At 39.6% G+C, this 23,441-nt stretch carries 27 protein-coding genes and 1 tRNA gene; 18 read left to right on the top strand and 10 right to left on the bottom strand.

What is annotated here, in order from left to right; translation table 11 throughout:
* The first annotated feature begins 38 nt into the window (after positions 1 to 38).
* Positions 39 to 401: an iron-sulfur cluster assembly accessory protein gene (locus A7Q09_RS04250; protein ID WP_134390058.1), complete on the top strand. Its 363-nt coding sequence runs from the start codon at positions 39 to 41 to the stop codon at positions 399 to 401.
* A gap of 45 nt (positions 402 to 446) precedes the next feature.
* On the top strand, positions 447 to 1,700 hold the full coding sequence (locus A7Q09_RS04245; protein WP_134390057.1) for an MFS transporter: 1,254 nt from the start codon (positions 447 to 449) through the stop codon (positions 1,698 to 1,700).
* 35 nt (positions 1,701 to 1,735) lie between these two features.
* Here A7Q09_RS04245 and A7Q09_RS04240 read toward each other — a convergent pair whose 3' ends face one another.
* Complete coding sequence (locus A7Q09_RS04240) at positions 1,736 to 2,368, bottom strand: hypothetical protein (RefSeq protein ID WP_134390056.1); 633 nt, start codon at positions 2,366 to 2,368, stop codon at positions 1,736 to 1,738.
* Positions 2,369 to 2,524: 156 nt separating this feature from the next.
* On the opposite strand from A7Q09_RS04240, the gene ruvC reads away from it, so the two are divergent.
* The 8 genes from ruvC to A7Q09_RS04200 all read left to right on the top strand — a co-directional run bounded on the left by ruvC (position 2,525) and on the right by A7Q09_RS04200 (position 7,869).
* Positions 2,525 to 3,031, top strand: coding sequence for a crossover junction endodeoxyribonuclease RuvC (gene ruvC / locus A7Q09_RS04235; RefSeq protein WP_134390055.1), 507 nt, complete (start codon positions 2,525 to 2,527; stop codon positions 3,029 to 3,031).
* Positions 3,015 to 3,617 (top strand): Holliday junction branch migration protein RuvA, encoded by a 603-nt coding sequence (gene ruvA / locus A7Q09_RS04230; RefSeq protein ID WP_134390054.1) that lies wholly within the window; start codon positions 3,015 to 3,017, stop codon positions 3,615 to 3,617. Before ruvC ends, ruvA begins: the two co-directional genes overlap by 17 nt.
* Before the next feature lie 31 nt (positions 3,618 to 3,648).
* Positions 3,649 to 4,665, top strand: coding sequence for a Holliday junction branch migration DNA helicase RuvB (ruvB, locus tag A7Q09_RS04225; protein WP_134390053.1), 1,017 nt, complete (start codon positions 3,649 to 3,651; stop codon positions 4,663 to 4,665).
* A gap of 99 nt (positions 4,666 to 4,764) precedes the next feature.
* Entirely contained in the window at positions 4,765 to 5,181 is a 417-nt protein-coding gene (locus A7Q09_RS04220) for a secondary thiamine-phosphate synthase enzyme YjbQ (RefSeq protein ID WP_134390052.1), read from the top strand.
* 9 nt (positions 5,182 to 5,190) lie between these two features.
* The gene (locus A7Q09_RS04215; RefSeq protein WP_134390051.1) at positions 5,191 to 5,754 is read left to right on the top strand and encodes a rhodanese-like domain-containing protein; all 564 of its coding nucleotides are present in this window, start codon (positions 5,191 to 5,193) and stop codon (positions 5,752 to 5,754) included.
* 69 nt (positions 5,755 to 5,823) lie between these two features.
* Positions 5,824 to 5,897: transfer RNA gene (locus A7Q09_RS04210), tRNA-Lys, on the top strand.
* Positions 5,898 to 5,979: 82 nt separating this feature from the next.
* The gene (locus tag A7Q09_RS04205; protein ID WP_134390050.1) at positions 5,980 to 7,230 is read left to right on the top strand and encodes a bifunctional 2-polyprenyl-6-hydroxyphenol methylase/3-demethylubiquinol 3-O-methyltransferase UbiG; all 1,251 of its coding nucleotides are present in this window, start codon (positions 5,980 to 5,982) and stop codon (positions 7,228 to 7,230) included.
* 186 nt (positions 7,231 to 7,416) lie between these two features.
* Positions 7,417 to 7,869 carry a host attachment protein gene (locus A7Q09_RS04200; protein WP_134390049.1) on the top strand — a complete coding sequence of 151 codons (453 nt, stop codon included), beginning with the start codon at positions 7,417 to 7,419 and terminating at the stop codon, positions 7,867 to 7,869.
* Between the two features lie 234 nt (positions 7,870 to 8,103).
* Here the strand turns inward: A7Q09_RS04200 and A7Q09_RS10930 are convergent, their stop codons facing one another.
* From A7Q09_RS10930 to A7Q09_RS04190, 3 genes are read right to left on the bottom strand one after another with little or no spacing between them, the layout of a single operon-like run.
* Positions 8,104 to 8,409 carry a hypothetical protein gene (locus tag A7Q09_RS10930; protein WP_244228510.1) on the bottom strand — a complete coding sequence of 102 codons (306 nt, stop codon included), beginning with the start codon at positions 8,407 to 8,409 and terminating at the stop codon, positions 8,104 to 8,106.
* Complete coding sequence (deoC, locus tag A7Q09_RS10925; protein WP_244228509.1) at positions 8,364 to 8,747, bottom strand: deoxyribose-phosphate aldolase; 384 nt, start codon at positions 8,745 to 8,747, stop codon at positions 8,364 to 8,366. The genes A7Q09_RS10930 and deoC overlap by 46 nt, the downstream gene beginning before the upstream one ends.
* Before the next feature lie 9 nt (positions 8,748 to 8,756).
* On the bottom strand, positions 8,757 to 9,797 hold the full coding sequence (locus A7Q09_RS04190; RefSeq protein ID WP_134390048.1) for a hypothetical protein: 1,041 nt from the start codon (positions 9,795 to 9,797) through the stop codon (positions 8,757 to 8,759).
* Between the two features lie 116 nt (positions 9,798 to 9,913).
* On the opposite strand from A7Q09_RS04190, the gene A7Q09_RS04185 reads away from it, so the two are divergent.
* The 3 genes from A7Q09_RS04185 (at position 9,914) to A7Q09_RS04175 (ending at position 13,255) form a co-directional block, all read left to right on the top strand.
* Complete coding sequence (locus A7Q09_RS04185) at positions 9,914 to 10,642, top strand: 16S rRNA (uracil(1498)-N(3))-methyltransferase (protein ID WP_134390047.1); 729 nt, start codon at positions 9,914 to 9,916, stop codon at positions 10,640 to 10,642.
* Positions 10,643 to 10,693: 51 nt separating this feature from the next.
* A complete protein-coding gene (rfaD, locus tag A7Q09_RS04180; protein ID WP_134390046.1) occupies positions 10,694 to 11,623 on the top strand; it encodes an ADP-glyceromanno-heptose 6-epimerase in 930 nt (309 codons plus the stop codon).
* Between the two features lie 69 nt (positions 11,624 to 11,692).
* Positions 11,693 to 13,255 carry an AAA family ATPase gene (locus A7Q09_RS04175; RefSeq protein WP_134390045.1) on the top strand — a complete coding sequence of 521 codons (1,563 nt, stop codon included), beginning with the start codon at positions 11,693 to 11,695 and terminating at the stop codon, positions 13,253 to 13,255.
* A gap of 187 nt (positions 13,256 to 13,442) precedes the next feature.
* Here A7Q09_RS04175 and A7Q09_RS04170 read toward each other — a convergent pair whose 3' ends face one another.
* Positions 13,443 to 14,621: an FIST C-terminal domain-containing protein gene (locus A7Q09_RS04170; RefSeq protein ID WP_134390044.1), complete on the bottom strand. Its 1,179-nt coding sequence runs from the start codon at positions 14,619 to 14,621 to the stop codon at positions 13,443 to 13,445.
* Between the two features lie 42 nt (positions 14,622 to 14,663).
* Entirely contained in the window at positions 14,664 to 15,671 is a 1,008-nt protein-coding gene (locus A7Q09_RS04165) for an alpha/beta hydrolase (protein ID WP_134390043.1), read from the bottom strand.
* A 138-nt stretch (positions 15,672 to 15,809) separates the two neighbouring features.
* Here A7Q09_RS04165 and A7Q09_RS04160 point away from each other — a divergent pair, with 138 nt between their 5' ends.
* Positions 15,810 to 17,330 carry an aldehyde dehydrogenase family protein gene (locus A7Q09_RS04160; protein ID WP_134390042.1) on the top strand — a complete coding sequence of 507 codons (1,521 nt, stop codon included), beginning with the start codon at positions 15,810 to 15,812 and terminating at the stop codon, positions 17,328 to 17,330.
* Between the two features lie 35 nt (positions 17,331 to 17,365).
* Here the strand turns inward: A7Q09_RS04160 and A7Q09_RS04155 are convergent, their stop codons facing one another.
* The 4 genes from A7Q09_RS04155 to A7Q09_RS04140 form a co-directional block, all read right to left on the bottom strand.
* The gene (locus A7Q09_RS04155; RefSeq protein ID WP_134390041.1) at positions 17,366 to 18,043 is read right to left on the bottom strand and encodes a ribulose-phosphate 3-epimerase; all 678 of its coding nucleotides are present in this window, start codon (positions 18,041 to 18,043) and stop codon (positions 17,366 to 17,368) included.
* 21 nt (positions 18,044 to 18,064) lie between these two features.
* The gene (locus tag A7Q09_RS04150; RefSeq protein WP_134390040.1) at positions 18,065 to 18,448 is read right to left on the bottom strand and encodes a VOC family protein; all 384 of its coding nucleotides are present in this window, start codon (positions 18,446 to 18,448) and stop codon (positions 18,065 to 18,067) included.
* Positions 18,449 to 18,715: 267 nt separating this feature from the next.
* Positions 18,716 to 19,780: a M20/M25/M40 family metallo-hydrolase gene (locus A7Q09_RS04145; RefSeq protein ID WP_134390039.1), complete on the bottom strand. Its 1,065-nt coding sequence runs from the start codon at positions 19,778 to 19,780 to the stop codon at positions 18,716 to 18,718.
* Between the two features lie 63 nt (positions 19,781 to 19,843).
* Positions 19,844 to 20,539: a VTT domain-containing protein gene (locus tag A7Q09_RS04140; RefSeq protein ID WP_134390038.1), complete on the bottom strand. Its 696-nt coding sequence runs from the start codon at positions 20,537 to 20,539 to the stop codon at positions 19,844 to 19,846.
* 170 nt (positions 20,540 to 20,709) lie between these two features.
* Between A7Q09_RS04140 and A7Q09_RS04135 the strand changes: the two genes are divergently transcribed.
* From A7Q09_RS04135 to A7Q09_RS04120, 4 genes are all read left to right on the top strand, one after another.
* On the top strand, positions 20,710 to 21,198 hold the full coding sequence (locus A7Q09_RS04135) for an Hsp20/alpha crystallin family protein (protein ID WP_134390037.1): 489 nt from the start codon (positions 20,710 to 20,712) through the stop codon (positions 21,196 to 21,198).
* Positions 21,199 to 21,389: 191 nt separating this feature from the next.
* Positions 21,390 to 22,373, top strand: a complete 984-nt coding sequence (locus A7Q09_RS04130) for an outer membrane protein (protein WP_244228507.1) — start codon at positions 21,390 to 21,392, stop codon at positions 22,371 to 22,373.
* A 6-nt stretch (positions 22,374 to 22,379) separates the two neighbouring features.
* Entirely contained in the window at positions 22,380 to 22,700 is a 321-nt protein-coding gene (locus tag A7Q09_RS04125; RefSeq protein WP_134390035.1) for a hypothetical protein, read from the top strand.
* Between the two features lie 25 nt (positions 22,701 to 22,725).
* On the top strand, positions 22,726 to 23,349 hold the full coding sequence (locus A7Q09_RS04120; RefSeq protein WP_134390034.1) for an FMN-dependent NADH-azoreductase: 624 nt from the start codon (positions 22,726 to 22,728) through the stop codon (positions 23,347 to 23,349).
* The last annotated feature ends 92 nt before the right edge of the window (positions 23,350 to 23,441 follow it).

Below are 23,441 nucleotides of genomic sequence, written 5' to 3'. Positions count from 1 at the left end.
TTTTTCCAGATACAGTTTAAACAATATAATCTTACTATATGAACAAAGAGGTCTCTTTTACCAGGGGTTCTGAAAAACTATGCCAGATTACTGAGAAGGCGGCTTTAAGATTAAAGGAAATTCTTGAACAGAGTGGCAGGCAGGAAGGAGCGCTTCGTATTTCTGTTGTTGGAGGAGGATGTGCGGGGCTGCAGTATGAGATGAACATTGTGGATGGTCCAGAAACAAAGGATATCTTGATCGATTCCAAAGGAGTCAAACTCATTGTGGATCCTAAAAGTGCTCTTTTTTTAAGCGGTTCTATTCTGGATTATTCGGAAGATTTGCTAAATCAAGGCTTCGTTGTTAAGAATCCCAATGCGGTTACTCATTGTTCTTGTGGAAAAAGTTTCGCTATCTGAATTATCTCAAAGGAGAGTTAAAACGATCGATGATAAGGAGGATTCTTGGACCCCGAACATTCGAATAAAGGAGGTTTTTTTTCGAAACTTAAAAATTCGGCGTCCTATTCGGCTTCTTTACAGCTGGTAATTCTTTTTGGCTGTGTTAGTCTGGCTGCTGATATCACTTATGAAGGGGCAAGATCTATATTGGGCCCTTTTCTGGGTGTTGTTGGAGCAACGGGTAGTGCGATTGGTTTCATAGCTGGCATAGGAGAGCTGACTGGTTATGTAGTTCGTCTTGTAGCGGGAAGCTTGGGGGATAAAACAAAAAGTCACTGGGTTTTTGTATTCGCAGGGTATTTTATAAATCAAATTGCAGTCCCTTTATTAGCTATCGCCAAAAATTGGCCTCAAGTCGGCCTTCTGATCGTTCTAGAAAGGTTTGGTAAAGGCATACGAACTCCTTCTCGCGATGTATTATTATCCCATGCTACAGAAGGGGTCGGTAGAGGGTTGGGTTTTGGCATTCATGAAGCCTTAGATCAACTAGGAGCGATGACTGGCCCTTTTTTGATTGCTTTAGCCATTATGCATTGGAAAAGTTACCGGACTGCTTTGGGCTTGTTAATCATGCCAGCTTTTCTGGCTTTGTTGATTCTTTTTGTGACTCATAAAAGATACCAAAAGCTCAGTGGCTTTCTGATTGATTGTCAGCCAAAAGAACAAAATGACAAAGCTAGCGGTAAACGACAAGGATTAACTGAAAGCTTCTGGTGGTATATCACTGGCCTTGGGTTTTTGGCTGCTGGATATGTTGATTTCCCTTTGATTGCTTATCATTTTGGACAAAAAAATATTTTTAAAGAATATGAGATTCCTTTGCTTTACATGCTAGCAATGGGGGTAGATGCGATCGTGGCATTGGTGGCAGGCAGATTGTTTGATAAAAGTGGTATAGGCTCAATGAGTTGGCCAATCATCCTTGGTTCTCTCTCTTCCCCTTTAATATTCCTCTTTCCAATTCGAACGGTGGCCATCATTGGAACAATTTTTTGGGGAATCGGCTTAGGGGTGCAAGAATCTGCGGTCAGAGCAGCTATTGCCTCCCTTGTTCCTATAGAAATAAGAGGAACAGCTTTTGGTATTTTTTATCTTGTCTTCGGTTTGTCTTGGTTCTTAGGAAGCTGTGCCATGGGTTTTCTTTACGATAAGTCTCTAGCCTCTGTAGCCCTTAGCTCTTTTATTTTACAAATTCTTTCTCTTCCATTATTAGAAAGGAGCCAGAAGAAAATTAAAGAACAGAAAGAGGTTGTATAAAATTAAGGTCCTAAGATAGCAAGTAGCAGTGGTGTTTAGACCGTCCAAGAGTCATCTGAAAAACCACCGTCGTCAAAATCATCTTCTGGGATCGTAGACTCTACAGAAAGATCTTCGCTATCGTCGGCTTGGTTATCAGTTATTTCTTGTGCATCGACCTGGTCTGTTGAGGGTGCTTCTTTGGGGGCTTCGGTCTTTGGAGGAAGGATAATGTTTATATTTTCTCTGGGACGACCAAATCCAAAGAGATTTTCAAGAGCTGCTAATCCGAGGGCTCCTAAACCCATAAATCCCGCCGCTTTGGCAGCATCTTTCAACTCAGTAGTGTTTTGTGGACGTTGCTCTGGTTTTTGATTAGTAGACCTTTCTTTGGGATTAGAAGAAGGACTTTCCCAGTGAAGCATTTCTTCGGAAGGTTGTTCTTTGTTAGAAGCCATTTTTTCTCGGATCTTTTCTTTGAATCCCTCAAAGGAAGGATTGTTTAAAGCATAAGGAAAATAGAGAATGGAATGGCCTTCCAAGTCTTGTTTTTGAAGGACTGAAGCTAGCCATTGTCGTTCTTCAGCTGATAGGGCTTGGGGATCAATATCCAGCATGATCCGATCTTCTTTACAATCGATGCCTTCTTTTAAACAGGAGATCTGATCCACAGGACAGAGAATTTTCATAACTTTACATGTCTTTTTCTAAGTATAATCAATTCATACTGAAAATACAACTTGTCTTAAATAGAGAAGGGCATTTTAGTCTTGCCAATGGCTAAAAATCAATCTTTTAATAAATTTTGACAATGCAAAGGAAGCAATTCTTTTTAAAAGTCTTTAATGAATAAACCGATAAGAATTCTTGGGATTGACCCAGCTATTCGGAAAATGGGCTATGGGATCGTTGAATCCAATGGGGACAGTGTCCAATTGATAAGCTGTGGGGTAATTGATGGAAACGGTAATGATCAAGCTCGAAGACTTAGACAACTTTATGATGGGCTGTTTGAAATTGTGCAAAAATACGCTCCCGAACAGGTGGCTATGGAATCAGTCATTTTCGTACAAAATAGGAAAACAGCCATTGATATGGGTGCGGCTCGTGGAGTTGCCTTACTGTTATTTTCTTTGAAGGATCTGCCGGTTTTTGAATATAGTCCTAGAACGGTTAAAATTGCTGCAACCGGTCGTGGTTCGGCTCGAAAAGAGCAGGTATCTTTTATGGTCCGAGCAGTTTTATCCCTGAATTCTCCTCCTCCAGTGGATGCTGCTGATGCCCTAGCGGTAGCTCTCGCGCATCTCCACAATTTATGGAATGTTCAAAAAGGTTATGATTTCATATCTTAAAGGAATTCTCATTTATTGCTCTTTTCCTACGATTATCGTTGAATCCCATGGGATAGGCTTTGAAATCTTCTCTTCTCTTTCCCTTTATCGAAGTCTTCCTCCTCTCCATTCGGAGGTTTCTCTCTATACCCATTTGAATGTCTCAGAAAACCGCTTCGAGCTTTTCGGATTTCATGATCTTGATGAACAGTTTATCTTTAGAATTCTTGTTGAAAAGGTGCATGGAGTAGGGCCAAAAACAGCAATTACTATTCTCAATGTGCTTTCTCCAAAAGAATTTAAAGAAGCTATATATAGGGAAGACTATAGGGCTCTTTCAAAAATCAAGGGGATTGGAGAGAAGACCGCGCACAGGCTAGTGGTGGAGTTAAAAGATAAGTTAGATGTAGGGCGTTCTGGTGTTGGTCCCTTTTCAAAGGAGACCAAAGATCAAATTTTTGAAGATTCTCTTAAAGCCTTGGTTGCATTAGGATTCAAAGAGACAGAAGCAGTGAAGCTAGTTCGAAAAGTAAGAGAAAAAGAGCCGGAGAAGGATCTTGAAGGTGTTGTACGGGAATGTCTGAAGCTGACCTGTATGGAAAAATAACCTAACTCATTGATCTAAGGAATGAGGAAAAATGAATCCAAAAATAAAGGACGTCTTGGCTCAGCCTACCGATAGTTTATTTGAAGAAAATTTGAGGCCCCAAAAGCTCGACGATTTTTTAGGACAAGAAAAAATCAAAGAACGGCTTTATATTCTTGTTCAGGCAGCAAAGATCAAAAAGGAACCACTCCCGCATCTTCTTTTCAGTGGTCCACCGGGACTGGGAAAGACAACCTTGGCACATATTCTTTCTAAAGAAATGAATGCTTCTCTTAAAATAACTTCTGGTCCTGCTCTTGATAAGGCGGCCAATTTAGCAGGCATATTAACCACATTGGAATCTTTTGATTTTCTTTTTATCGATGAAATCCATCGACTCAGTCGCCCTGTAGAAGAGTATCTTTATCCAGCGATGGAAGATTTCCGAATGGATATTTTGATCGATCAAGGACCTAATGCTAGAAGCATTAGGCTCAATCTTCCAAAATTTACCTTAGTTGGTGCGACCACCCGTGTAGGTCTTCTGACCGAACCTTTGAGAAGTCGGTTTGGTTTGATCAATCGTTTGGAATATTATAAGCTTGAAGAGCTTGTTAAAATTGTTCAACGTTCTTCAGGGATATTGGAAATGGAGATGAATGAACTGGCTGCAAGGGAGGTAGCCAAACGCTGTCGAGGAACGCCAAGAACGGTCAATCACCTTTTGAAGTGGATTCGTGATTATGCTTATGCCAAAGGGCATCAAAAAATATCTCTGGATGTCGTTAATAATGCCTTAGCAATGATAGAAATCGATGAAGATGGATTGGATGAAATGGACAAGAAGATATTGGAAACCATTGTTTATAAATTCGAAGGTGGACCTGTAGGACTACAATCCTTAGCTGTCGCTGTTGGTGAAGATCCTGGAACCTTAGAAGAAGTCCATGAACCTTATCTCATCATGGAAGGCTATATAAAAAGGACTCCTCAGGGAAGAGTTGTGACAACTCGAGCATACGAAAAGCTAAAAGTAGCCCCGCCTTCGGCTCAAGTCGAGTTATTTTAATCTTTTCTTTTTGACTTATTGTGATAACTTGTGTTCCATTAAACTTCAAATCTGTTTAATATCTTCGACGAGTTTGGATGATCTTTTTTTTCAACAATAATGAAAAGCTTTAGAGAAGAAATATGGTTCAATATTCCCTCGCGTCGAGCATTTGTTCTGCTGACTCCAAAACTGGAAGAATGCGTGAAAAAAAGTGGTATTCAAGAAGGCCTGTTGCTTTGTAATGCAATGCACATTACTGCCAGCGTATTTATAAACGATAATGAAGCAGGGCTGCACGAAGATTTCGAGAGGTGGCTGGAAAGACTAGCTCCAGAAAAACCCTATTCTCAATACAAGCATAACGTTGGAGAAGACAATGCCGATGCGCATCTAAAAAGGACAATTATGGGTAGAGAAGTTGTCATTGCCATCACAGGAGGGAAACTAGATCTGGGTCCATGGGAGCAGGTTTTCTATGGCGAGTTTGACGGGAAGAGAAGAAAACGGGTTTTAGTAAAGATTATTGGAGAATGATTGTAGGCTATGAGTGAAAAACCTTTTCTAGTGAGATCTCTCTCTGTCTTTGCTCTTTTGCTCATTACTGGATGCGCCAATTCTCTTCCTCCAGAGTTAACATGGGAAAAGGTGCTCTATGCCATTAGAGAAAAGTTTCCGGATGTAGCCTCTGTTTCAACAGAAAAACTAGAACGATGGATTACCGTTGGGGGAGACTACGCACCAGTGCTTTTGGATGTGCGAACGGTGGATGAATATGAAGTGAGTCATCTCTATCATGCTTGGAGGGTGTCTCCCAATGAAAAAATTCGGTTAGGTTATAGGGGACTGAAAAGAGAACAGCCTATTGTGGTCTATGATTCTGTTGGGTTTAGAGCGGCTTCCTTTGCACGAAGACTCCAGCAAGCGGGGTACTGGCAGGTTTGTTATTTAGAAGGCTCTATTTTCAAATGGGCCAATGAAGGAAGAGCCCTTTATAAAGGCGAGAAAAGAGTTACCATGGTGCATCCCTGTGATTCCTATTGGGGAAAGCTGCTGAATCCAGAACATAGAGCCCTTTCTTTGGTGGACCTTGGCGAGCCTGTTTATTAATAATTCAAAATAATTCAATCATTGATTATTTCTTAAGATTATTCATAGTTCATTTGTAATAGCAACTAGGCCTCGGTAGCTCAGCTGGTCAGAGCAGGTGACTCTTAATCACTGGGTCGGGGGTTCGAATCCCTCCCGGGGCACTGTCCAAAAATAAAAACTGAAGATTTTGAGTTTTTCTCTTTCTTTTCTATGAAAAAGAAGGGATAATAAACAGCCTTCTTTATGAATACTATCAGCAACTCGGATACAGAAAGTCATTTTGATTTTGCTTCCTTTTCAAGGGCTGTTCTCAATCAGTTTGAGTCGACTCCCTTCCCTTTTGAAGACGAAAAAGTGCTTTCCGACCAGTCATGGAAAATTATCCCTCCTAACTGGCTCAATGCCGTTGGTAGACCAGGAAAGCCTTTTTATGACAGAGGAAAATTTTTGGTTGCTGGATGCGGAACTGGTAACGAAGCTTTCAATATTGCTAGAGCATTCCCAAACTTGACAGTGGTGGCTTTTGATATTAGCCAGCGGGCTATCGAAACGGCTATCAAATGGCAGAAGGCTTCGGGAATTCAAAATGTCCATTTTTTTCAGGAAGACTTAATGAACCCCAATTTAGCCCATTCCCTTGGATCTGATTTCGATTGGATTAGTTGTCATGAGGTCCTTTCATTTGTTTACGATCCCCAAGCTGCCCTTCATCATCTTGCTAGCTGTCTTTCTTCCGATGGATGCATTTATATTGGCGTCAAAGGCACTTTTCATCCAACTGTTCGGCTAGCTCCGGCTATTTCTCTTTTTTCCCTTAATCTGAATAATCCCGAACAACTCAAAAGAACAAGAGAGGTCCTTTCTGCTTGCGATAACTTGATGGGGATTCCTATGGACAAGGGAATAGGGGCACAGCCCGAAAGTTATTTAAAAACACATGTCTTTGGAGTGCATCATGACTGTTTCCCATTGCATACATGGATTGAAATCATTCATAATTCCGGTCTTCAATATATCAATTCTTTGTATACATCCATGAGCTTTCTTCAGCTCCAGGACAACCGGTTTTTCGATATCCTTACTGAACTTGACCTGCCTACCCTTCATTCATTGATCGATCATTGTAATCCATCTTTTTTCCATATGATTGTTGCTTCGAAGCCAAGGAAAATGCCCCCTTTTGCCCCTGCCGACAGAAATGAATTTTTACATTGGCGCCCTTTAGTGGATTTATGGGATAGGACAAAAATTCAAGCCGTTTCTCCCCCTTATAATCAAATCTTAGAAGTAACTTTTGATATTCCTGGCCTATATAGACAGCTTCCTTTGAAACTTTCTTCCTATTTGATCGAATTTTTAAGGAGATCTGATGGCAGTCGCTCTGTGTCTCAAATTGTTGCAGATATTGGAGTGGATGTAAAACCTGGAGAACTTTTCCCAGCCCTTGCTCGGTTTTATTTTAGCTCACTTCTGAATTTTTTGCCTCCTCTTTAAGGAATTTTCTTTTATCTCCATGGCAGGCAGTAAAATCCCTATACGGGAATGTGGATTATTAGTTCACTAGAGAAGCAGTCAGACAATAGATCAAGAAGCAAATTGATATTGCTCTTTACAAGATTTTATCAAAAAATTAATTTTTTTAAATTCTAAAAACGAAGGAACAAATCACAAAAGGCAATTATGCGACTGGATATGTTAATTACGGCAGACCTTGGTCTAATCAAGGCTTATAAAGTTATTAGGGATGAATTAACAGGCAACTGCCATGCTCAGTTGATTGATGATCAGATTTTAGAGATGGGCAGGAAACGGCTGAAAGATATAGATACCGACAAACAGGGTGAATTTGCTGTTGTTAGTTATCCACTGACTGGCGAGCGATCTGTTGGAGAACGGCATAACGAAAAACTGGAAATTCGGAGGAAATTGATTGGTGAGATAGCAAAGATTATCAATCAACTCATAAAAAAATACAATCCAGGGGCTTGGGCTTTATCAGCAAGTTCAGATATTCTTCCAAGAATCCTAGAAAGGATCGATCAAACTGCCAAAAAAAATCTTCTTAAGACGATTCCTGCTGATCTTACTAAAATTGATAAAGCAGAAATATTAGAACGATTTGGCATAAAATAGTTGATTTTTAGAAGGTGGGTGGACCATCCTTTTAGGGCATGGGGAAAAAGCGTTATATTGCCTTTCTGAAATTTTTTGGTTTTGAACTTTGCATAGAAAGCTAGAATAACAGAGAAGAACCAGTATTTAAAAAAGTGTTAGCTAAGAGTTGATTTGAGCTTTCGATTCATTGGAGAGTTCTAGAAATTTATACTATAGGCATACAGGATGCTGTTTCTGACAAACCAAGATAATTTAATCTTGAAAGAAAGAAATGGCATGCGAGCTACCAATCCTTGTAGCTCCTGCTTCTATTAATTCGATGGCAAAGCGTTTTGAACGAATTCCTCCAGAAGCTTTTATTCCGATTGAACTTGGTAAAAAGGACTTAAGAAAGCGAACGTCCTCAATGTCTACTCCCCTAGGTCCATAGCCTGTAGAAGTTTTAATAAATTTGGCCCCTCCTTCAATAGCGGCAAGAGCAGCCTGCTCAATTTCAGATCTATGAAAGCAGCCTACTTCCAGATAGCTTTTAGGAGTATTTCTCCAGCTATGTCGCATACGGCTTTTACTTCATTTTCGATGATATCCCAACGTTTGAGATGGACGGCCCAAAGAGGAATAACGAGATCTAGTTCATTGGCCCCATCCCTAACAGCTTCAGAGGCTTCCATGCATTTAACAGCTAGTTTATTTGCTCCAAAGGGAAAGCCTATAACGGTAGCAGTCTTTATGGAACTTTCTTGCAACAGTTCTGCTGCCAATGAGACCCAGCAAGGTTGAACACAAACTGCTTGGAATCCATATTTTTTAGCCTCTGTACATAACTTGATGATTTCATGATCTAAGGCGTCAGGTCGAAGGAGAGTGGAATCGATAAAATTGGAAATCCCTTTCATAAAAGAAGCTTAGAGTTCAAGAATGTCTGTGAATTTTTGTCTCTTTTCCACATTTTCTAAATAATCGAAAAATTCTTCTGGAGTTTCAAATAGGTGGCCCTTTTCGATATACGAATCAGTAGTAAAAGGGGAAAAGCCTTTGGGAAAAATCATATAACGGGTTTTCATATAATCTCTAGCATGTCCTAGTTCATCCATCATTCCAGCAGAAAGCGGGGGCCTTTCCGGATAAGGATGAATGGCAATAACCGCATCGACTTTACCGACGTACCAATGCAGATCCCGGTGCACGGTATAGGCATAAATTACCTCCCTATCGAGGGGAGAATCAAATTCTTGTGATATTTCCACAGTTTGTGGATCAATGACAACAGCATAAGACCGAAGTTTACGAATGATTTCATTCACAATTTTTCTCATTTCTTCAGTGGCGTGCGTCATAGAATAGCTAGCGTATACTACCCAGGGCTTAGGATAGACGACCAGTTTATAAAGGCTATCTGGAGATTCATTGACAGAGATCACATAATGAGGAATATTCATGTATCTTGCCCAGTCTTCAGAAAGGGAAACCTCTTCATTCATCCAAGATAAAATTTCATAAATAGTGTGTTGTCTTGCTTTTAGCGCTTTGAGAAAGGGATCTGGAGAGTCAATGGATTCAAGCTCCTTTTTGATCACCCACTCAGCTTCGATCAATGTTACAATGACATCTGGTCCAATAAAATCTCTTAAAATTCTTTGATCTTTGAATTTTCGATTGATCCTATTCCATTCAATAGTTGCAGGTAATCGGATAATGACATCCTTATAGTTATTTTTCTGAATGTCGAATCCGATTTTTTCATACTCTCTCTCTCGAGTCAGTTCGAAGACATAATCGGTAGTACCTAAGAGCCGTTCAAGGGGTTTTTTCCCCCCTTTGGTAAATTCGTGGATGGCGTTATAAACATGGATTTCTTTTCCATTAAGCTTGGCTAGCTTAACGACTTTTTGAATAAAGGCACGATCATTCATGCCAGCAATCATTCCGCTTACTAATACTTTCAACTTGCCCCTATCCTTGCTAATTTATAAAGCCAACAGCCTATGCCTCTAGGCTTATGGAGATAAAGAAAAATATCAAAATATTTTTGTTTTGAAAAGTCTTCCGAGGGTTTTGAACAATGGATCTCTATTTCTGTAAGGATTATGCCCAAGGATATCTGGATGTAGCCGAATCGCATCATTGTATTCATGTAAAGCGTCATAAAATTGGAGATGTAATCGAAGTCTTTGATGGCAACGGTGGCAGCTGGGAAGCACAAATTAAAAAGATTGAAAAAAAGAGGGTTTTTTTAACTTTTTTAAGGGAACGCTCCCCACTTTTTGTTCCCAAAGGACCACGATTGATTTTGATCCAATCGATTCTTAAAAATAAAGCTATGCAGTTTCTCCTTCAGAAGGTAACGGAAGTGGGGGTTGATCAAATTATCCCGATTGTATCGGAGCGAACCCAGTTTTCTAAAGAAGAAAGAAAGCAAGCCAAGGAAAGAAAATGGAAAGATATTCTCCTGGCAGCTGTTAAACAAAGCCACCAGAAGAAGTTACCTAAACTAACTGAAATGACTACCTTTCCTGAGGCTTTGAAAAAGGAGTTTGCTTTCTCCTTAAAGCTAATGGCTTACCTCGGTCCTGAGGCAAAACCATTAAAAGAAATACTCAATAGGCATGCAGAAGAAAAATTATCTTCTGTGATCATTCTTGTTGGACCGGAAGGAGATTTTACAGAAACAGAAAAAGCATCTGCTTTAAGCCATGGTTTTATTCCCATTAATCTTGGAAATCAGATTCTCCGTTCTGAAACAGCTGCCCTCTTTCTATTATCTATTCTAAATTACGAGCTTAGATTCTAGGAGAGAAAAAGATTGTTTTGGTTTGTAAAATCGTTCTAACAATATAGGATCATGTGGAAGAAAATTCTCGTCACTGGAGGAGCGGGATTTATTGGCTCAAATCTTGTTCATGAAATACAACGGATGTTTCCAGAAAGCGATCTTATCGTTATTGACGACTTTTCAAGCGGTTCTTTCAAAAACATGCTCAGTAGCCATTGCGATGTTATAGCTGAAGATCTTTATGGCTTTCAGTGGGAAAATTATTTTTCTAAAAATGAAATTCCACTTGTATTTCATTTAGCCTCTCTTACTGACACTACAGTTGTAGACGAACGCAGGCAGATGCAAAATAATGTGGAAGCCTTTCGCAAGCTTCTTCGCTTTTTTTCTGGGACCTCCACCCGAATCATTTATGCCTCTTCAGCAGCCGTCTATGGAATAGCTTCAGGCAGAAACAGCATTCATGATCAACCCCATCCTGCGAATCCATATGGTTTTTCAAAATTGCAGATGGAACATTTGGCGGCAGCTTATTCCAAGGAGAATCCTCAAGCCCGAATCACTGGACTTCGATATTTTAACGTGTATGGTCCAAGGGAGACACACAAGGGAAAATCCTCGAGTATGATATTACAGATTGCAAAACAGATTAAGGAAGGAAAAGCTCCAAGACTTTTTTCCTTTGGTGAGCAGAAAAGAGATTTTGTTTATGTGGCTGATGTTGTCAAAGCAACTATTCTAACTGCCATAAAAGATTGCCCTGTAGCGGTGTTGAATGTAGGGAGTGGATGTGCCAGATCATTTAATGAGGTCATTCAAATCTTAAATCAAATATTGAAAACGGAGGCCAAAGCTGAATATTTCCCATGTCCTTATCCTTTCTATCAAGTACATACGGAAGCAGATCTAGAATTGACCCAATACCACCTCGGATATATTCCCGAATATTCTCTTGAACGGGGAATAGAAGCATATTTTAAGTCAGGGTGGCTCTTTTGAATCTCTTGTTGATGATTTTTTAGGGATCTCTCTTGATTTTAGGTCCGTTCTTTTACAATTTGAAGTATTATGTCATTCGTTTTTCCAGATCCTCAAGAAATGCAAAAGCGGCTTCAAGATTTCGTTAAATCTTTTGGGAATCCTAATCCAATGCCTTCCGAAACGGATAAAGAGGATCGAAGGGAAAAGTTCAAAGAGAAGATATTGCAGTTTAAGTTTACTCCCAAGGAGATCAAATCCTATCTTGATCGCTTTGTCATTAAACAGGAAGAGGCCAAAAAGGTTTTAACGGTTGCAGTATGCGATCATTATAATCAAGTAAAAGAAGCGTTAATGGGGAGAGGGCCGGCCCATTATGTTAAGCAAAACATTCTTCTTGTTGGCCCTAGTGGAGTTGGTAAAACCTATCTGGTTCGTTGCCTTGCAGATTGTATTGGTGTTCCAATGGTGAAGGCAGATGCGACCAAGTTTTCTGAGACTGGTTATGTGGGAGCAGATGTGGAAGATCTTATTAGAGAGCTTATTCAACAAGCCGAAGGTGATACTGAGATTGCTCAATATGGGATCGTTTACCTTGATGAAGTAGACAAACTGGCTTCTTCCAATATGATTGGCAGGGATGTCAGCGGTAGAGGAGTGCAATCTAACTTGTTGAAGTTGCTTGAAGAAACGGAGGTACCAGTAAAAGCTGCCTATGATGTTTTGGGGCAAATGCAGTCCATTTTCGATTTTCAAAGAGGGCTTCGGTCCTTTCGGAAGACGATTAATACCCGCTATATCCTTTTTATTTTAAGTGGAGCTTTTGAAAAGCTCTCCGAAATAGTTCAAAGAAGAATTCGAAGATCGCATCTAGGTTTTCAGCCACATGGACCAGAAAAGGTTGTGGCCGATCTTATTAGCGAAGCCACGACTTCTGATTTCGTCGAATATGGTCTTGAACCGGAGTTCATAGGGAGACTGCCCGTACGAGTCTTCTGTCAATCTTTGGATGCTGAAGATCTCTTCCATGTGCTGCGAGATTCTGAAGGATCTATTCTAAAGCAGTATAAGAGCTCGTTTGCAGCTTATGGTATAGAGTTGAAATTTACAGAAGAAGCCTTACGGCTAATTGCTGAAAAAGCGATTGAAGAAGGGACAGGAGCCAGAGGCCTGATGACTATCTGTGAAAAAATTTTGCGGCCTTTCCGATTTGAGCTTCCCGGAACTGGAATCAAGGAGGTTGTAATAGATTCTCCAACGGTTGAGAATCCTGAAGAGAAGGTTTTAAAGATTTTACAAGAAATGGATGACGCTAAAAAGAACAAGGAGAAGGAGGAAATTGAACAATTCTTACAGGAATTTTATAAGTCGAATGAGATCCGTATTATTTTTCAAAATGAGGCTATCGAAGCTTTAAAACAAGAAGCGCAGGAAAGAGGAATATCTGTTTTAGATCTGTGCAAAGAAAAATTTAAAAATTATGCCCTTGGCCTTAAACTGGTTAAAAAAAATAATGGACTGAGTGTATTTACTATTTCTAAGGAAGATCTTCTCCATCCAGACGAAACTTTGAATAATTGGATAGCGGCCTCTTACAAATCTAATCTTCTCCAATCAACTCAAAGCGATTCCTCCTCTCAATCCAATAACTGATATTTGTTTTTTTTTTTTGAGCAGCATCATTATTGGAGATGATCAGTGTAGAATAATTAGAAAATGATTACTGAGAGAGAGAAACTGAAGTTTTTAATAAGATTGCTGGAGTATATCCTGTTTAAGGTTGATAACTTACACTCTAGAATACAAGAGAAATATCTTTCTTTCCTTTTGAGACTCTCTCTTAGCTTAGAAAAGCGATTGAAGTTGAATAGCCATGAAGAAAATTCATTCCCCAGGAAGGCCCTATCTCACCGTTGGCAAAAAATCCTGCTTGAGGAATACCTGGAAAATAGTCTTGTACGCTTTTCGCGTCCACATTGGCAGATGGCCCAAAGAGGTTTTTACCTCTTCCTGTACAAATCGCTTGTAAAACAGCATAAGGAGCAACTTTCCTAGCAGCTGCTTTTAATTTTTCTTCTTCAAGCACTTTTTGAAGGGAAAGAGTAGCGGAGACCGGGTCCCTCAATTGGTATTGAACAGTCTGGCCAATTCTTGCTAGTGCCCCAATAGCTATGGCACCAGTAGAAGGATCCGCGCCCAAAATGTTACGAATGATGAAATCCCCTTGCTTGAATTCCTCAAGGTACTCTGAAACAGCCAGCCCGATAAACAGATGCCCTTGAACGGCAAGTCTTTCCTTTTCTGATAAAGAATCGAAAGCCTTAGCCAAAGCCTGATAAGCAGTTTTTCTACCTAGGGTGTAGAGAATGTTTTGTTCGGCATTGGTGATCATATAAGGCTCGCCAATAGGCCGACAGGCTTGAGAAACGATTACATCAAGTTGAATATCCCCAGCAAGCGGAACAAGGAGACATCCAGCAATAGGCTTGCGGTTATAGTAGATACAAGGTTCATTTTCTTTTCCATTGGGAATTCCACCCCAAGCTGGAATATTGGGGTAAGCTTGATTTAAATATTTAAGAAATCTTTCGATTGGGAAGTTTGGTTCGCTGAAGAGGATAAAGCCTTTGATTTCAGAGGGGTCAAAAGAAACGATAGATTTCCAGTTATCAACAATCTCTAGAGAATCAATCAGATGGGTATCGATTGGAATGCCTTGAACTTTTAAAGCTGCGTGATGAAGAAGCATCAGTGAAAAAGAAGCCTGCCCTTCGTTTTCTATTCCTTGGCCCACAATGCCAGAGCTGGCAATAAGAATAAGTTCTTTTAGATGACCATAAATAGTCAATATATCTGAAAGTTCTTCGAAGCAATTCAGATCGGATTTTGTATAGCCCGCCCAGGCGAAAGAGAGCCCAATTGATGGTTCTACTGCTAATTCTGATCGAAGATGAGAGACCAGTTGAATGATTCTCTTTTCTTCAAGGGGCCCATTGTATGTACTACTTACTGCATGCATTGGCACTCTCTCTAATGTATCATTAGCTTTTCTAGTCTCTTGTCAATGATCGTCAATGGAAAAATCATCTTTCCAACATTTTGATGCAAGCTTAAAACTTTCTGGAGTTAAGGTATAATTGAGATGACCTACGGGTAAAATATAAAGATGTTTTGCCTCCCATTTTTCCTGAATCTTTTTGAGTATCCAAGGGGGACTGATTGGATCGAATTGACCCCCTACAATGAGTATATTATCTCCTCTGACTTTAGGCATAGAAAAACTTGGACAAGCAAGCCGGAGATGTGGTTCGGTTTCTGAATGCGAAATGCCAAGACGTTTTAATTTTCTTCTGATCTCTTTTCCAATTGGCGAGCTCCATATGACATGCTGAATATTAAGCAGGGGTTCAACCAATATCAGTTTGTGAAATGTCTTTTCAAGACAGGCAACTTGGGTAATTATCCACCCTCCATAACTGATTCCCCAGGCGCCAATCAGAGGAGATCCCATTAAACGAAGGCCTTTTGTAAAGATATAGAGATCTATAACTGATTGTCTTAAGGTCTCCATGGTATGAACAATATTTGGTTGAACGCAGGAAGGACTAAACAAACTGAAGGAGTCAGGTTTTCTCTGAAAATGATAGGGCAGATGCATAATGACGGCATTCCATCCTTTGTTGTTAAGCCAGCGGACCCATTTTATATAGCCCTTTAAAGAAAGGGACAAGAGGCCATGAAGCAAGATCATTGTAGGAGCCTGATGCCACCCTCTTTTGGAAGGGTAAAGTTCGAAAGTAGCATAATTGGAGAAAGAGTGAGGGCTTCGGATGAAGCTTGGAAAAGTCAGTTGATTCTGTCGATCAATAGCGTTAGCGATATAAGTAGTGATTTTATTTTCGTATCGAGCGTCAGGATAATAGTATTCTTTAAAAGAAGCTTTCCTCCAACTCTCAATGTAAGAGCAAAGTTGAGATGGAAAATTAGGGGGAAGTTTATAGGGCTTCTGAAGTAAGTTAAAAAAGAAAATGGAAATTCCATCCACAAGATGTGAAAGAAAATTTTTCAATTCTTGGCTTATTGTTAATAAAATGAAACTGGTTGCAATTATCAGAAATTTTTGATTGGCTCAAGGATTTTAACGATAAAATTTTTTTATTTTACGGATGCAAAAAAAAATGTTCAAATCTCCTTTAAGGAGGTATTTATGTTAACTGAGACTTTTTCTGAAAAATCACCATCGGCTTTATATACTCTTTTACCAAAGGTTCAGAATTTTTTGAAGATGTCCAAAAAGCTTTTTATTGGGGGTAAATGGGTGGATGCGGTTTCGGGCAAAACTTTCCCGACCTACGATCCGGCAACCGGAGAAATCTTGGCAGAAGTGGCCGAAGCTGATAAGGAAGATGTGGACAAGGCAGTGAAGGCTGCTAGAGAGGCTTTTGAAAAGGGACCGTGGGCTAAGATGACCCCTTCGGACCGAGGGAAATTGATATGGAAGCTGGCAGATCTGATCGAAGAAAATCTTGAAGAATTAGCCCAAATTGAATCTCTCGACAACGGAAAACCAATGGCTGTTGCTAAAGTTGCCGATCTCCCATTATCTATAGATCTATTCCGATATATGGCTGGATGGGCTACAAAGATAGAAGGTAACACCATCCCCTTTTCGTTGGCTAAGCCAGAAACATTTGTTTCTTATACAGTAAGAGAGCCTATTGGGGTAGTTGGCCAGATTATTCCATGGAACTTTCCCTTATTAATGGCTGCCTGGAAATTGGGGCCAGCACTTGCTACTGGGTGTACAATTGTCCTGAAACCAGCTGAACAGACTCCTTTATCTGCTTTGTGGTTAGGAGAACTAATTCAACAGGCAGGTTTCCCTGATGGTGTCGTCAATATTTTGCCCGGTTATGGGGAAACGGCAGGAGCGGCTATAGCTAGTCATATGGACATCGACAAAGTTGCTTTTACCGGTTCTACAGAAGTGGGTAAAATCATTGTGAAGGCAGCAGCTTCCAATTTAAAAAAGGTTAGCTTAGAGCTAGGTGGGAAATCCCCTAACATTGTTTTTTCTGATGCGGATTTATCTACTGCTATCCCTGGAGCGGCATCCGCTATCTTTTTCAATCATGGACAGTGCTGTTGTGCAGGAAGCAGACTGTATGTAGAGAAAAAAGTGTTTGATAAGGTGGTCGAAGGAGTGAGCGAGGAGGCAAAGAAAATCCGCCTAGGTCCCGGATTGGATCCGAACACTCAGATGGGGCCGCTTGTCTCACAAGAACAATTCGATAGAGTTTCCTTTTATATTCGGTCCGGGATTAGTGAAGGAGGCAGAGTGGTCACTGGAGGCAATCGATACGGGCAGCGGGGATATTTTATTCAGCCGACGATCTTTACTGGTGTGCATTCTAATATGAAAGTTGTCAATGAAGAGATATTCGGGCCTGTGGTCTGTGCTATGCCTTTTGAAGGTATCGAGGAGATAGCTCCAGTCGCTAATCAGACAATCTATGGCTTGGCTGCTGGCATATGGACAAAAGATATTTCAAAAGCCCATCGGCTTGCCTCCAAACTGAAGGCGGGTACGGTATGGATCAACTGTTATAATGTGTTTGATGCCGCTTTACCATTTGGTGGTTATAAACAATCTGGATGGGGTAGAGAGATGGGGCATGCAGTGCTTGAAAATTATCTAGAGACAAAATCAGTTTGTATCCAAATTTGAATCTACCAATTACGTCATGCGGAATAGAAAAAATATCATCCGCTGGCGGAGGCTTCGTCAATGCCTTTGAGAATCTCAGAGAGGGTTTGAACTGAAAGCTCTTCGGTAAAAAAAGAGCTTTCTAAGATAAGGGTATTGGCTCCTGCAATCACTGTTGAAGGAATAGTTTGAGCGGATAATCCACCTTCTACTTGTATTTCAAAATTGAGATTGTTCTTTTCGCGATATTCCTTGGCTTTTCTTATTTTAGAAAGCTTCTCTGGCTGAAATGGGTGAATTTTAGGAGGAAAATTACTTATAAGAAAGAGAATGGTTTGGAGCTGAGGGAGATACTTGATGCTCTTTTCAAAAAGAGTCAGTGGATTGAGTGCTAGACCACAACGGCAACCAAGACCTCGAATTAAATTAATCGTTTTTTGTATATCATGGTGAGACTCCAGGTGAACAATGAGGAGATCAGCACCAGCTTCAATAAAATCTCTTGCAAAACGATCCGGTTGTTGAATAAGGAGATGAACTTCTATTGGCAAATCTGTCATTGACCGCAAAGCGGCAATAAAATCTGGACCTATGGAAAGATTAGGGACAAAATGACCATCCATGACATCCACATGAATCGAATCACATCTCATGATTTCGGCTTTTTGTATTTCTTTGGGTAGTTGGAAAGGATTTATTCCGATATTGATTGAGAGACGAATTGGTTGCAGCATATTTTTTTTACTTAAGTTTTGTTATTGATTTCGTTCAATCAGCTCTATTTCATAACCATCTGGATGGTCAATAAACGCAAATTTTGTACCATTGGAGGTAACAGTTGGACCATCGGAAAACTGGTATCCTAATTTTGAACAATGTTCTCTAAATTGTTCTAGATTTTTAACCTCAAATGCTAGATGCATCAAATCTGGGGGAACATAGACTTTTCCACTCCCAGGATAATAACACAGTTCGATCTCTTCGTCACTTCCGGGAAGTTTTAAAAAGACTAAAGTAGATCCCCTAGGAGATTGCGTCTTTCTGACTACTTCCATTCCCAGTATTGTAGTAAAAAACTTGATTGACTCTTCGATATTGTTTACCCTCAAGCGAGTATGGAGAAGTTTGGATGCTTTCATAACTATCTGAGCCAAAGAACTACAATGTTAGCTGTTGTAGTTAAATATTCACCCACTCAATAGTTTGAAGAGACAACTTAAAGTCTCTCTAATCAGTCCACATTCAGCTGTGATTGTTTCCTTTGCTAGCTGGATTTTATAATGAAACAATCTTTTTTAATAAATATTCCCTATTTTTTTAAGAGATAAAGACAAAAAATTTTTGGGAAAAAGATTTTTGTCTTAAATTTTTTAAAACGATCCGTTAAAAGAAGTTTTCGTATAGATTTAAATATACAGGATATCATCCTTGCTTTTAATTTCTTTGCAGAAACAAGAAACCCAAAAAGCAGCCATTTCCAAATCCTTTAAATGAAAAGCTTCTATGGGGCTATGCATATATCTATTAGGAATTCCGATAACACAGCTAGGAATGCCTCCTTTTTGAATAAATAAAGCGTCCGCATCCGTTCCTGAGCGTCTAGGATCGATACTATGCTGATGAGTTATACCCAATCGATGGGCCAGTTTATCTAAAGTCTTAACTACTCCTGGATGATTGATGCTTCCATGGCTTAATATGGGTCCTTTTCCGAGTCGAATATCGCCGAATTTCTTTTTGTCGACAATCGGAATATCAGTGGCATGGCCAACATCAAAGACAATGGCAATATCGGGATGGATTGAATAACCGATCATACTTGCCCCGTAGAGTCCATTTTCTTCTTGTATTGTCGAAGCTGCTACAATACAAGGACCAGAGACTTTCTCTTCGTAACAGAGCCTCAAGACTTCTGCGGCAGCAAAAGCTCCGACTTTGTCGTCACATCCTCTTGCTATCCAAATATCGTTGAGAATAGGGAAAAAACTGCTATCGTAAAGGGCCAAATCTCCTATCTGTACATGCTGTAGTGCTTCTTCTTTGCTGGATGCTCCAATATCAACAAAAAGTTCACTCCATTTGGGAGGTTTTTCTTGTGTTTCTTTTTCTTGCAGATGAATGGCAAGCGTTCCGATTACCCCAGGGACAGGGTTGCCCTCATGGTAAATGTTTACTTTTCTTCCTTTGGCAAGTTTTGGATCTGGCCCTCCTACTGGAGCAAAGTAGAGAAACCCGGAGTCATCGATATATTGGATTTGAAAGGCAATTTCATCAATGTGCCCATTAACTAGAATCTTGGGGTTGCCTTCTGGATTTAAATAGGCCACAGCATTCCCATAGAAATCTTTATCCAATCGATGGGCAAAACCCTTTACATAGTCAATCCATATTTGTTGAGCTGGGTTTTCCCAACCGGATGGACTGGGACTTTTTAAAAGGGCACAGAGAAAATCAAAGGATTCTTTTTTCATAAGTTTTTCTTTGGTTATAAAGTTAAAAGATTGCTTTCTCTTTTCTTTTTCATACCATTTTCGTCATTCCATTTTCATATTATCTGCTTTTCTTTTCTTACTGAAATTTTCAACTGCCAGATTAGTTTTAGTAGTAAGCTTGGATTTTATCCTCTCGATGATTAAGGGGAAAAGGGAAAAAAAGATAATGAAGTAGATAAAGGTTTTAAAGTGATTTTTAATTAGAGGTTGATTGCCTAGGAAATAACCAGTTCCAAGAAAGAGTCCAATCCAGCAGAGTCCACCAAAAACATTAAAGAAAAGAAAACGGCTGTAAGCCATAGACCCTATACCCGCAATAAATGGAGTAAAAGTTCGAAGGATGGGGACAAAACGAGATAAAAAAATCGCTTTGGCTCCATATTTACTAAAAAAGTCTTCGGTTTTTTTAAGAATATGTTCCTTTTTTATGAAAAAGGATTCTGAGTAAGCATAAAATAATTTTCCAAATTTGTTACCTAAAAGATAATTGAGACTGTCTCCTCCAATCGCTGCTAGTGTCAACAAAAAAAACAAACTGTAGAGATTGAGCCAGCCTTTGGCAGCAAAAATTCCAAGAGTAAAAACTAAGGAGTCTCCTGGTAAAAAGGGCGTTAACACTAAGCCCGTTTCACAAAAAATAATGAGAAAGAGCAAGGGATAGATCCACTCTTTATGGGTTAAGACTATTACTTGTAAATAATGATCCCAATGGAAAAGAAAATCCAATAGAACAGTCATTAAAAAGAATGGGAATAAGTTTTCCTCCGCTTAAGAATTTTTTCAAGCATAATATATAAAATATTTTAATTAATTCTTCATTGTGAATGGCTTGACAAAAAATTAAAAATCAATACTTGTTAATTAAGGTCATTCTCCAAATTAAAAAAAAATTTAAAAAAGGAGGTGTTATGGCTGATCTACTGACCAAAAGAAGTTTGTTTCAACCTTCTATTTGGGATCCGTTTAAGGAATTAGAAGAAATGAGGCGGAAGATGGCTTCTCTTTTTGAACGACCTCTTGAATTGTTATCTTCAGAAGAAATCGAACCGTTTGAGCTGAGCGAATGGCGTCCTTATACAGATATTACAGAAGATGATAAGGAGTTTTTGGTAAAAATGGACCTTCCTGGAGTCAAAAAAGAAGAAGTTAAGGTATCGATTCAAAACAATATTTTAACTGTGTCTGGAGAAAGAAAGATAGAGAAAGAAGAAAAGGATAAGAAGAAAAGATACATTAGAGTAGAAAGGGCTTATGGAGCTTTTAGTAGGAGTTTCGAGTTGCCTGAGGGTGTCGAAGAAGACAAAATATCTGCTGAGTTCAAAGATGGGGTGCTTTATCTCCATATGCCCAAAGGTGAGAAAGCACAGCCAAAGACTGTTGAAGTGAAGGTGAGTTAAAAAGTTTGTTTGCTATTCTAAAAACCAGCAGAAAGCTTTCTGCTGGTTTTTTTATGTATTTCCTTTGGTGATTTTTTCAGTACTCACTAGTTCAGGAGAAAGACAAATAATTTTAGAAAACCATTGACAGCTTCTATACAATGATGCTAGCAAAAGATTCAGAGCCATTAATTGTTTAACGTTGGATGCCAATGACACTCTTACGAGGGAAGGCTTTATGCCTTCAAATTAACTTATGGATTCTGCTGGTGGGGTTAGTAATTTGGGCTTCGCCTTTGAAAGCGGAAAGCGGAGATGAATATACTGAAGAAAAACCAGATTGGAATGCTGGCCCGACAAACTATCCTAAAAATCAATCTATCGAGGGGGATAGTTCCATTACTGCAAATGATCCGATCAGCGAAAATGGTTTCCCTAAAGAGAAAAATAATTTGGCAAAGAATCTGAAAGATGAAAAGGCTCTTCAACAACAAGCCCCTTTTTCTTTGAAGACTGGCTTATATGCTGGAGTTTTTGGCGGTGGCGCTTTTTCTGCACCAGGAAATTATGGATATTCCTTGTATCCCTCTCCTGTTGGTCTGGCTACCTTTAATCCACGAGGAGGAATAGTCAATGGGGTTGGAGGGATTGAATTCGGTTATGAATTTCCCAAGGAAGCTATGGGAACGAGCGGTAGCTTCTATTGGAGCCCATCCGTTCAGTTTGACGGCTATTATATGGGTGTGACCGCTGCGGCTACCCAGTTGAATCCAGTGGCTGGCAACATTGCCTTTAAAGACAATTTTAACTCTGGACTATTTTTTGTCGATGGTATTCTCAAAGTCTATACGCCTATTCTCATCATCAATTTTGGAGTAGGCATTGGGGGAGCTTATATGTGGGAGTCCTCTATTTCAGGGATAGGATCCAGAGGGAATTTTGCAGGGAAAAATCTTTTTGGAAGAGGCATAGATACTTCATCAGGAGCTGCAGCAATCCAGGGTATTGCTGGGGTTGAAAGATGGATTACGGATCGGTTAAGTTTTATTGTTGAATATCGGTTCGTTTGGATAGGAGGTTCAAACTTTTCCTACGCTGGAAATTCTACCGTGTTTGGTTCTGGTACTACAATCAATACGCATTTTGATCAATTCGAAGCCAATTTGGTGCTTGGAGGCTTAAGATATAAATTTTAAGTTTTTATGAAAAAATTCTTTCTTCTCTTAGTTGCTGGACTATGCCTTCGACTATGTGTAGTCGAAAAACTTATTGCTTTGCCTTTGATGGGTAAGCATTTCGATGCGAAATATCCCACTTTTCCTTATGGTCCATCTGATCCCTATGGGTATTCCTATTGTGTGGTGGCAACCAATCTATATTACACTGCCCAAAAGCCTTATGTTCGCGTATTTTTGCCCACACCTGAAAAAAACCCTCCAGTAAGGAACCTAAAACGATCTTCAAAACACCTTTCTCGGCCTTTTCCACATAGAAATAACACAATACCTAATACCACCCGATAACAAAAGTAGGAAGGAAAGAAACAAAATGGCTAAGATTCTTTATATTGAGGCTTCGCCTCGAAAAGATAGATCTCTTTCTATAGCGACAGCAAAAGTATTTCTTGAGGATTACAAGGCAAATCACCCAACAGACTCCATAGAAAGGTTGGATCTTTGGACCACCTCCCTTCCTTCTTTTGATGGTTATATTCTTCAAAGCAAGTATGCCATTTTTCATGGCTTGGAACATACTCCTGAACAAAAAAAAGCATGGAGTGAAGTCGAAGAAATTATTGCTCACTTTATTGCCTTCGACAAATATGTGTTTTCTTTTCCTATGTGGAATTTTGCTATTCCCTACCAACTTAAGCATTATATAGATATTCTTGTGCAGCCCACTTATACTTTTTCTTATTCTCCGCAAGAGGGCTACAAAGGGTTGGTAGTTGGGAAAAAGGCCTGCTTGATATGTTCTAGAGGTGGGAAGTATCCAGAAGGAACAGAATTTCAAAAATACGATTTTCAGCTTCCTTATATGAAATTAATCCTGGGATTTATTGGAATTACAGATATTCATCAAATAATTATTGAAGGCACTCTTTTTGAAAAGAGCGAAGTGCTTTTGGAAAAGGCAATGATTGAGGCAAAGAATGCTGCTGCGACTTTTTAAAAGCATTTTTTATTACTTCTCAAAAATACTTACCATCCATCGCCGTAATGCCCCTGCCTTCAGGCATGGGGATATAGATCGGAAGAGCGTCG

The sequence above is a fragment of the Methylacidiphilum sp. Yel genome, assembly GCF_004421185.1.
Classification (GTDB): domain Bacteria; phylum Verrucomicrobiota; class Verrucomicrobiia; order Methylacidiphilales; family Methylacidiphilaceae; genus Methylacidiphilum.
Note: the sequence above shows the minus strand (reverse complement) of the source record. Positions and strands in the feature narration are given on the sequence as shown.

Coding starts and splice junctions, on each gene's coding strand:
- A7Q09_RS04250 (WP_134390058.1), top strand. CDS start 39: ATGAACAAAGAGGTCTCTTTTACCAGGGGTTCTGAAAAACTATGCCAG.
- A7Q09_RS04240 (WP_134390056.1), bottom strand. CDS start 2,368: ATGAAAATTCTCTGTCCTGTGGATCAGATCTCCTGTTTAAAAGAAGGC.
- ruvC (WP_134390055.1), top strand. CDS start 2,525: ATGAATAAACCGATAAGAATTCTTGGGATTGACCCAGCTATTCGGAAA.
- ruvA (WP_134390054.1), top strand. CDS start 3,015: ATGATTTCATATCTTAAAGGAATTCTCATTTATTGCTCTTTTCCTACG.
- ruvB (WP_134390053.1), top strand. CDS start 3,649: ATGAATCCAAAAATAAAGGACGTCTTGGCTCAGCCTACCGATAGTTTA.
- A7Q09_RS04220 (WP_134390052.1), top strand. CDS start 4,765: ATGAAAAGCTTTAGAGAAGAAATATGGTTCAATATTCCCTCGCGTCGA.
- A7Q09_RS04215 (WP_134390051.1), top strand. CDS start 5,191: ATGAGTGAAAAACCTTTTCTAGTGAGATCTCTCTCTGTCTTTGCTCTT.
- A7Q09_RS04205 (WP_134390050.1), top strand. CDS start 5,980: ATGAATACTATCAGCAACTCGGATACAGAAAGTCATTTTGATTTTGCT.
- A7Q09_RS04200 (WP_134390049.1), top strand. CDS start 7,417: ATGCGACTGGATATGTTAATTACGGCAGACCTTGGTCTAATCAAGGCT.
- A7Q09_RS10930 (WP_244228510.1), bottom strand. CDS start 8,409: ATGCGACATAGCTGGAGAAATACTCCTAAAAGCTATCTGGAAGTAGGC.
- deoC (WP_244228509.1), bottom strand. CDS start 8,747: ATGAAAGGGATTTCCAATTTTATCGATTCCACTCTCCTTCGACCTGAC.
- A7Q09_RS04185 (WP_134390047.1), top strand. CDS start 9,914: ATGGATCTCTATTTCTGTAAGGATTATGCCCAAGGATATCTGGATGTA.
- rfaD (WP_134390046.1), top strand. CDS start 10,694: ATGTGGAAGAAAATTCTCGTCACTGGAGGAGCGGGATTTATTGGCTCA.
- A7Q09_RS04175 (WP_134390045.1), top strand. CDS start 11,693: ATGTCATTCGTTTTTCCAGATCCTCAAGAAATGCAAAAGCGGCTTCAA.
- A7Q09_RS04170 (WP_134390044.1), bottom strand. CDS start 14,621: ATGCATGCAGTAAGTAGTACATACAATGGGCCCCTTGAAGAAAAGAGA.
- A7Q09_RS04160 (WP_134390042.1), top strand. CDS start 15,810: ATGTTAACTGAGACTTTTTCTGAAAAATCACCATCGGCTTTATATACT.
- A7Q09_RS04155 (WP_134390041.1), bottom strand. CDS start 18,043: ATGCTGCAACCAATTCGTCTCTCAATCAATATCGGAATAAATCCTTTC.
- A7Q09_RS04150 (WP_134390040.1), bottom strand. CDS start 18,448: ATGAAAGCATCCAAACTTCTCCATACTCGCTTGAGGGTAAACAATATC.
- A7Q09_RS04145 (WP_134390039.1), bottom strand. CDS start 19,780: ATGAAAAAAGAATCCTTTGATTTTCTCTGTGCCCTTTTAAAAAGTCCC.
- A7Q09_RS04140 (WP_134390038.1), bottom strand. CDS start 20,539: ATGACTGTTCTATTGGATTTTCTTTTCCATTGGGATCATTATTTACAA.
- A7Q09_RS04135 (WP_134390037.1), top strand. CDS start 20,710: ATGGCTGATCTACTGACCAAAAGAAGTTTGTTTCAACCTTCTATTTGG.
- A7Q09_RS04130 (WP_244228507.1), top strand. CDS start 21,390: ATGACACTCTTACGAGGGAAGGCTTTATGCCTTCAAATTAACTTATGG.
- A7Q09_RS04125 (WP_134390035.1), top strand. CDS start 22,380: ATGAAAAAATTCTTTCTTCTCTTAGTTGCTGGACTATGCCTTCGACTA.
- A7Q09_RS04120 (WP_134390034.1), top strand. CDS start 22,726: ATGGCTAAGATTCTTTATATTGAGGCTTCGCCTCGAAAAGATAGATCT.